This window comes from Streptomyces sp. FH025, from assembly GCF_017427025.1.
Lineage (GTDB): Bacteria > Actinomycetota > Actinomycetes > Streptomycetales > Streptomycetaceae > Kitasatospora.
In genome coordinates, this window is the sequence record NZ_JAFLNG010000559.1 from 1 (window position 1) to 5245 (window position 5245).

Below are 5245 nucleotides of genomic sequence, written 5' to 3' on the forward strand. Positions count from 1 at the left end.
TCTGGCGGCGATGCTGATCTGGGGCGTACTGGCGGCGGCCGCGCAGATCCACTGCGTGGACGCGGCCCGGATCGGTGCCAGGGCGGCCGCGCGCGGGGAGGTCGATGCCGCCGAGCTCGCCCGCGCGGCCGCCCCGCCGGGGGCGCAGGTACGGGTGGCGGTGGCGGCCGACACCGTGCGGGTCGACGTGGACGCACCGTGTACGGCGCCGGGCAGGCTCGGCGGGCTGCTCGCCGTCAGGGTCGGCGCAGCGGCCGTGGCGGCGCGGGAGGACGTGCTGGGCAACGCCATCGAGGCGGGTGGTGGCCCGTGGCCCTCCTGACCGGCCTGCGGCGGGCGGGAGAGCGGCTGGCACGGGCCCGTACCGCGCGGGTCGCCACGGCGGGCGGGCGCGGCTACGGGCCGGACGCCGGCTCGGCGACGGTCTGGCTGCTCGCCCTGGCGATGCTGGGTACGGCGGTGTTCACCGCGACGATCGCGGTCGGCGCGGTGGTCGCGGCCCGGCACCGGGCCGAGTCGGCCGCCGACCTGGCGGCCCTGGCGGCGGCCGACCGGCTGCTGCTGGACCCGGACGGCGGTTGCGGTCGGGCCGCGGGGATCGCCGCGGCCCAGCGAGCCGTGCTGGTGTCCTGCGCGGTCGACCGGTCGGCGGACGCCGTCGAGGTGGTCGCCGAGGTGCCGGTCGGCGGGCTCCCGCTGCGGCTGCCGGTCGGCCCAGCGCGGGCGAGGTCCCGTGCCGGACCGGTACGGGCTCCGGTCGCCGGGGCCGAGGACGGCGCCGGAGGCGCTCCGGGCGGCGGTCCCGGTGGCGCTCCGGGCGGCTCGCCGGGGGCGTCATGAGCCGGTCGGCGCCGTACCCTCCGGGGCCGGTCCGGACTCCGCGCCGGGGGCTCCGGCCAGGAGGACGTCCAGCAGCAGCACGGCCGCCGCCTTGTCCAGCGGGTCGTTCCCGTTGCCGCACTTGGGCGACTGGACGCAGGACGGGCAGCCGCGCTCGCACTCGCAGGAGGCGATCGCCTCCCGGGTCGCGGTCAACCACTGGACGGCCCGCTGGAAACCGCGTTCGGCGAAGCCGGCCCCGCCCGGGTGGCCGTCGTAGACGAACACGGTGGGCAGTCCGGTGTCGGGGTGCAGCGGCACGGAGACGCCGCCGATGTCCCACCGGTCGCAGGTGGCGAACAGCGGCAGCAGGCCGATCGAGGCGTGCTCGGCGGCGTGGGCGGCACCGGGCAGCTGGTCGAGCGGGAGGTCCGCGTCGAGCAGCTGGTCCTCGGTGACGGACCACCAGACCGCGCGGGTGCGCAGGGTGCGGGGCGGGAGGTCGAGCTTGCTCTCGCCCATGATCTCCCCGGTGGAGATCCGCTTCCGGAGGTAGCCGACCACCTGGTTGACCACCTCCACCGAGCCGAAGCTGAGCCGACCCTCGCCCCAGTGGACGGTGGTGTCGGTGTCGAGGACCGAGATGGAGGTGATGTCGCGGGCGGAGGTGGTGTACGGCGGGTCGGCCGGTTCGACGAGGGCGACCGAGTTCTCCAGGTCGAGCTCGTGGACCAGGTAGGTGCGGCCCTGGTGGAGGTGGACGGCCCCGGTGTGGACGGTGGTGTGGGCGGCCGCGGCGTCCACCGTGCCGAGCAGCCGGCCGGTGTCGGCCTCGACGATCTGCACCGGGCTGCCGCCGCTGCCGCGCAGGTCGACGGCGTCGGCCGCGCGTTCGCGGCGGGTCCAGTACCAGGATCCGTCGGCGCGTCGGCGCAGCAGGCCGCGCCGTTCCAGCACCGGCAGCAGCGGTGCGGTGGAGGGGCCGAACAGCTCCAGGTCCGCGTCGGTGAGCGGGAGTTCGGCGGCGGCCGCGCACAGGTGCGGGGCGAGCACATGCGGGTTGTCGGGGTCGAGCACGGTGGCCTCGACGGGCGCCGCGAACAGCGCCTCCGGGTGGTGCACCAGGTAGGTGTCCAGCGGGTCGTCCCGGGCGATCAGGACGGCCAGCGCTCCCTGGGCCTCACGGCCCGCCCGGCCCGCCTGCTGCCACAGCGAGGCCCGCGTGCCGGGGTAGCCGGCCATCAGGACGGCGTCGAGACCGGAGATGTCGACGCCGAGTTCGAGAGCGGAGGTGGAGGCGAGTCCGAGTAGCCGGCCGGAGTGCAGGGCGCGTTCCAGGGCCCGGCGTTCGTCGGCGAGGTAGCCGCCGCGGTAGGCGGCCACCCGGTCGGCGAGTGGTCGGCCGAGCTGGTCCTGGGTCTGGAGGGCGACGAGTTCGGCGGCGCGGCGAGAGCGGACGAATACGACGGTCCGGGTCTGCCGTTCGACCAGGTCGGTCAGCAGGTGCGCGGCCTCGGCGGTGGCGGTGCGGCGCACGGGGGCGCCGTGTTCGCCGACGTTCTCGGTCAGCGGCGGCTCCCAGAGGCCGAAGACCATCGGCCCGCGCGGCGAGGCGTCCTCGGTCACGGCCACGGCGGGCAGACCGGTCAGGCGCCGGGCGGTGGCGGCCGGGTCGGCGGTGGTGGCGGAGGCGAGCAGGAAGGTGGGTGACGAACCGTAACGGGCGCATACGCGGCGCAGCCGTCGCAGCACCTGGGCGACGTGTGAGCCGAACACGCCCCGGTAGCTGTGGCACTCGTCGATGACCACGTAGCGCAGCACCTTCAGGAAGGAGGACCAGCGGGCGTGCGCGGGCAGGATGCCCCGGTGCAGCATGTCCGGGTTGGTGAGCACGTAGGAGGCGTACTGGCGGACCCACTCGCGCTCCTCGGGCGGGGTGTCGCCGTCGTACAGGGCGGCGCGCACTCTGGGCGGGGCGAGCTCTGCGGCGCGGCGGCGCTGGTCGGCGGCGAGAGCCTTGGTCGGGGCCAGGTAGAGCGCGGTGGCGCCGCGGCCGTTGCGGGCCTCGGTGCCGTCCAGCAGGTCGCTCAGCACGGGCGCCAGGTAGCCCAGCGACTTGCCCGAGGCGGTGCCTGTGGCGATCACCACAGTCTGGCCGCTTTTCGCCAGGTTCATCGCTTCTGCCTGGTGCGCCCAGGGCTGCTCCACCCCGACGGCGAGCGCCGACTCCACGATCTCCCGGCGGATCGAGTCGGGCCACGGCGAATAACGCGCAGGTCGGGCGGGAAGGTGCTCCGTATGGGTGAGCCGGTCGGACCGCCCCCGACTGGTGGACAGGGTCGTGAGTAGTGCCTCAGGCAGGCTGTGTCGGGGCGGCATGAGGACCCAGTGTGTCACCGGCGTGACGGAGAATCGTCGTAAGCCATCGTGCGGGCATGGTCGCAGGTGGTTGAATGTGGCCGTGACGGCCGTACGGCCGTGGGTCGCAGCGCTGAGGCTTGCCACGCGTTGGCTTGGTGTGCCCGGGCTCGTGACCATGCGGTGGCGGCCGTCCGGCCGAGGATCGCACATGACGTAGCAAGGCAAGGTGCTGGAGGTTCCGTGGACCTGTCCCTGTCGACCCGTGCAGTCGGCGACCGTACGGTCGTCGAGGTTGGCGGCGAGATCGATGTGTACACCGCCCCGAAGCTGCGGGAGCAGCTGGTCGAGCTCGTCAACGACGGCAAGTACCACCTCGTCGTCGACATGGAGGGCGTCGACTTCCTCGACTCGACCGGCCTGGGCGTGCTGGTGGGCGGTCTGAAGCGGGTGCGCGCCCACGAGGGCTCGCTGCGCCTCGTCTGCAACCAGGAGCGCATCCTCAAGATCTTCCGGATCACCGGCCTGACCAAGGTCTTCCCGATCCACACCTCGGTGGACGACGCGGTCGCCGCGACCGACTGACGCGTCCGGGCCGGTCCGCGTGGCCGGCCCGCCCGTTCCACGCGTCCGGGACGCCCGGGCCTGCCAGGCCCTGGCGCTCCCCGGCCGCACCGGGGCCGGCCCAGCCGGCCCGCAGGGGCCGTACCTCCGGCCCCGGTCGGAGTACCCCGAGGGGGAGAGATGGCAACCGTCGAACTTCGATTCAGCGCGCTTCCCGAGCACGTGCGGACGGCCCGGCTGGTCGCCGCGGCCGTCGCCAGACGGGCCGGGGTCGACGAGTCGGTGCTCGACGAGGTACGGCTCGCGGTCGGTGAGGCGTGCTCGCGCGCGGTCGGCCTGCACCAGCGCGGTGGCATCGGCGGCGCGGTCAGGGTCGCGCTGACCGACCAGGAGAAGCGTTTCCTCATCGAGGTCGAGGACGAAGCCGGCCCCGCCGCCGTTCCGACCCCCGGCGCTGCCGAGGGCGGCGAGGCGGAGGAGGACACCCTGGGGCTCGCCGTGATCACCGGCCTGGTCGAGGACCTGGAGGTCACCAACGGCGCCGGTGGTGGCGTGATCCGGATGAGCTGGCCGGTCTCGGTCACCTCCGTCGCGGTCTGAGGGCCGCTTCCGCGCCGTACCCGGGGTCCGGGGCCCGGGACTGGCCCGGGACTCAAGCCCTCGGGCAGTCGTCGACGAATTGTTGAGCCGGGCGGTTCGCCGCTTCCGGCATGACCGGGCACGGCTGGGCACGGCTGGGCACAAGCGCGCACGACCGGCGCACAGCCGAGCACGACCGTCAGCGTGCCGTGCGAGGACGGGCCCGGCGGGAGTTCGGGGTACCCGACCGAGGCCGAGCGACGGGGGCTGAGCAGCCGGGAAGCGGGTGGTCGGTGGCGGCCGTGTAGGTTCGACGACCGAACACGACCGAAACCGAAAGGCTTCTCCCGGTGAACAAGCGACTGTTGGCCGTACCCGCCCTCGGCGTGCTGCTCGCGTTCGGCGCCGTCGGCTGCGGCGGCGACGACAACAGCAAGCAGCTGGAGTCCTGGGCGTCGAACGTCTGCGGCGCGGCCAAGGACCCGATCGCCCAGGCGCAGGCCGCGCTCGCCGACACCGCCCAGGTGAAGACCGGCGAGGGGCCGGTCGACCTGCAGAAGCGGCTCTCGGCGGACATCGGGCGACTGGCCAAGACCAACCAGGACATCGCGGCCGCGATCGACGCGGCCGGTGCGCCCAAGGTGGACAACGGCGCGGCCTTGCAGAAGGACAGCGTCGACGAGCTGAAGAAGGCGGCCGACGGCTACCTGGACGTCCAGAAGAAGCTGGACGCGCTGTCCAACAACGACCAGGCGAAGTTCGCGGACGGGCTGAACAGCGTCGCCGACCAGCTGCGGCAGCTGTCCTCGCTGTCCACCCAGGCGCAGGCCAAGCTGCAGCGCGGCGATCTCGGCGCGGCGATGGCCAAGCAGGAGGGGTGCAAGCCGAGCCAGCCCAGCGCCACCCCGGGCGCCGGTGCCACCGG

At 74.2% G+C, this 5245-nt stretch carries 6 protein-coding genes; 5 read left to right on the forward strand and 1 reads right to left on the reverse strand.

Annotated elements, in window-relative coordinates:
• The first annotated feature begins 1 nt into the window (after nucleotide 1).
• Both J0670_RS29300 and J0670_RS29305 read left to right on the forward strand, forming a co-directional pair.
• Nucleotides 2-322 (forward strand): TadE family type IV pilus minor pilin, encoded by a 321-nt coding sequence (locus J0670_RS29300; protein WP_207814715.1) that lies wholly within the window; start codon nucleotides 2-4, stop codon nucleotides 320-322.
• Nucleotides 310-840 (forward strand): Rv3654c family TadE-like protein, encoded by a 531-nt coding sequence (locus J0670_RS29305; RefSeq protein ID WP_207814716.1) that lies wholly within the window; start codon nucleotides 310-312, stop codon nucleotides 838-840. The genes J0670_RS29300 and J0670_RS29305 overlap by 13 nt, the downstream gene beginning before the upstream one ends.
• On the opposite strand, the gene J0670_RS29310 is transcribed toward J0670_RS29305, so the two are convergent.
• On the reverse strand, nucleotides 835-3198 hold the full coding sequence (locus J0670_RS29310) for a DEAD/DEAH box helicase (protein WP_207814717.1): 2364 nt from the start codon (nucleotides 3196-3198) through the stop codon (nucleotides 835-837). The two genes, J0670_RS29305 and J0670_RS29310, sit on opposite strands and share 6 nt — an antisense overlap.
• 222 nt (nucleotides 3199-3420) lie before the next feature.
• Here J0670_RS29310 and bldG point away from each other — a divergent pair, with 222 nt between their 5' ends.
• The 3 genes from bldG to J0670_RS29325 all read left to right on the forward strand — a co-directional run.
• Nucleotides 3421-3762 carry an anti-sigma factor antagonist BldG gene (gene bldG / locus J0670_RS29315; RefSeq protein WP_188305076.1) on the forward strand — a complete coding sequence of 114 codons (342 nt, stop codon included), beginning with the start codon at nucleotides 3421-3423 and terminating at the stop codon, nucleotides 3760-3762.
• Between the two features lie 159 nt (nucleotides 3763-3921).
• Complete coding sequence (locus J0670_RS29320; RefSeq protein ID WP_207814718.1) at nucleotides 3922-4341, forward strand: ATP-binding protein; 420 nt, start codon at nucleotides 3922-3924, stop codon at nucleotides 4339-4341.
• Nucleotides 4342-4670: 329 nt separating this feature from the next.
• On the forward strand, nucleotides 4671-5245 hold a 575-nt coding region (locus J0670_RS29325; protein WP_207814719.1), incomplete at its 3' end, for a small secreted protein.

Bases quoted from the DNA above. Each gene is read 5' to 3' on its own strand.
- J0670_RS29310 (WP_207814717.1), bottom strand. From the start codon at position 3,198: ATGCCGCCCCGACACAGCCTGCCTGAGGCACTACTCACGACCCTGTCC.
- J0670_RS29320 (WP_207814718.1), top strand. From the start codon at position 3,922: ATGGCAACCGTCGAACTTCGATTCAGCGCGCTTCCCGAGCACGTGCGG.